Origin of the sequence: Bacillus sp. JJ722, from assembly GCF_036963345.1 — a bacterium.
Classification (GTDB): Bacteria; Bacillota; Bacilli; order Bacillales; family DSM-1321; genus Bacillus_AD.
On sequence record NZ_JBALMO010000126.1, the window covers coordinates 1 to 2,665 of the forward strand.

General features: G+C 37.1%; 1 protein-coding gene. It reads left to right on the forward strand.

Features of this window, described 5'->3' with window-relative positions; all coding sequences use genetic code 11:
• Positions 1 to 141 precede the first annotated feature (141 nt).
• On the forward strand, positions 142 to 2,502 hold the full coding sequence (locus V7014_RS15900; protein ID WP_335508415.1) for a heavy metal translocating P-type ATPase: 2,361 nt from the start codon (positions 142 to 144) through the stop codon (positions 2,500 to 2,502).
• The last annotated feature ends 163 nt before the right edge of the window (positions 2,503 to 2,665 follow it).

The following is a 2,665-nucleotide window of genomic DNA, read 5'->3' on the forward strand; positions in this document are numbered from 1 at the left end:
CGCTAAAGGGTAAAGAGCACTAAACAGCCATTGTATAATTTGTAAAAATGTATTGAAACATATATTATTGATTATTTGTTCGTATTCAAATCTATAGTTTGATCCTTATAAATGTAAACATAGAAGAGAGATGAGAAACAAATGGGAAAACAAAAAGAAAAAATCGAACGTAAACTATTGTTAGAAGGCTTAGATTGTGCTAACTGTGCTATGAAAATCGAGAAAGGTGTAAGTGGAATTCAAGGTGTCTATTCTTGTTCAGTTAACTTTGCTACAAAAACATTAACTCTAGAAACAGACTCAGCACAAGAAGAACACGTAATTGCAGACACTAAGAAAAAAGTAGCCCATTTAGAACCCCATATTTCTGTAAAAGAAAAAGGAAAAAAAGGTCCTTTAAAACAATCATATTACTTAAAAGGCCTAGATTGTGCTAATTGCGCCATGAAGATTGAAAAAGGTGTTTCACAGTTAGAGGGGATTTCTTCATCCACAGTCGATTTCGTTTCAAAAAAATTAATTATTGAAACAGAACCATCAATTAATACGAATCATATAGAATCAGAAGTAATCAAGCAGGTGAAAGTACTTGAACCTGAGGTTGAAGTGTTGCGAGACTCACAAGAAGATGATCATAGTCATCATCACGATCAAGGCAACACGAAAAAGATGCTAGCGCGAATAGGCATCGGAGTCATTCTAATGGGAATTGGCATATTTGCTTCTTTCTCTGAAATAGCTAAGTTCAGCGTATTCTTCATTGCTTATATAATTGTCGGTGGCGATGTCGTTTGGAAAGCCGCAAGAAATATTGTTAGAGGGCAAGTATTTGACGAAAACTTCTTAATGGCTCTAGCAACAATTGGTGCCTTTGCAATTAAAGAATACCCTGAAGCTGTAGCAGTAATGCTGTTTTACCAAGTTGGAGAATTGTTCCAAAGCTTAGCGGTTAATCGTTCTCGTAAATCTATTAGTGCACTAATGGACATTCGTCCAGACTATGCAAACGTCAAAGTTGGCAATGATACTAAGCGTGTATCGCCAGATGACGTTCAAATTGGCGATCTGATTATTGTTAAACCAGGAGAAAAAGTGCCATTAGATGGGAAAGTCATTGAAGGAAGCTCAATGATGGATACATCCGCTTTAACTGGTGAATCGGTACCTAGAGAAGTTGAAGCAGGAAGCGAAGTATTGAGCGGGATGATTAATAAAAATGGTTTGCTTACAGTACACGTCACTAAAGAGTTTGGCGAATCAACTGTCTCAAAAATTCTAGACCTTGTTCAAAATGCAAGCAGTCGTAAAGCACCAACAGAAAACTTCATAACAAAGTTCGCTCGTTACTATACACCAGTGGTGGTAATCGTTGCTTTGATCTTAGCGTTTATTCCCCCATTGCTTATTGACGGAGCAACATTTTCTGATTGGATTTATCGTGCTTTAGTATTCCTTGTTATTTCTTGTCCTTGTGCACTTGTTGTCTCGATCCCACTTGGATTCTTCGGCGGAATTGGTGCAGCATCGAAAAAAGGGATTCTTGTAAAAGGGAGTAACTATTTAGAAGCATTAAATGATGTGAAATATGTTGTTTTTGACAAAACAGGGACTTTGACAAAAGGTGTGTTCGAAGTAACAGCCATTCAACCAACTGGTAACATTTCAAAAGATGAATTATTAGAGTACACAGCATTTGCTGAAGTACATTCTAATCATCCAATCGCCCAGTCCATATGCAAAGCATACGGTAAAGAAATTAACGAAGAAGCGATTACAGCATACAATGAAATTTCCGGTCATGGCATTCAAGTAGCGTTAGATGGTAAAGAAATTCTTGCTGGTAACGCAAAACTAATGAGAAAAGAAAACATACCATTCGAACAACCAAATGAAGTTGGAACTCTTGTACATGTAGCGGTTAATAAACAGTATGCTGGCTATATCGTTATTTCAGATGAAATAAAAGAAGACTCTGCTAAAGCTATTGCCTCATTAAAAGAACTTGGCATTAAGAAAACAGTCATGTTAACTGGTGATGCGAAATCAGTCGGCGATGCAGTCGGTCAAAAATTAGGTTTAGATGAAGTGCATTCTGAATTATTGCCACAACATAAAGTAGAAGAAATCGAAAAAATAGATGCTAATAAAAGTAAAAAAGAAAAAATCATCTTTGTTGGTGATGGTATCAATGATACTCCTGTATTAGCTCGTGCTGATGTCGGAATTGCGATGGGTGGATTAGGATCAGATGCAGCAATTGAAGCAGCTGATATAGTTATCATGACAGATGAACCATCCAAAATCCCAACGGCTATCGGTGTAGCCAAACGTACTCGACGTATCGTATGGCAAAATATTATTTTTGCACTAGGTGTCAAAGCCATTTTCCTTATACTAGGAGCTTTTGGAATAGCAACTATGTGGGAAGCAGTTTTCTCCGATGTAGGTGTGACATTATTAGCTGTATTGAATGCCATGAGAGTATTGCGTATACAAGATTAAATGAACATACGAGTTGTTCATCAATACCATAGTAAACTCAAATATGATGATCACTAATAAAGTGAAACTTTAATCGGTGGGGGTTTTCGTCCATCCCCCACCGATTATTAGTTGAACCAATCGGGTTCTTACTGGCGCTTAATCTCCCACTTAAACGTCTTCG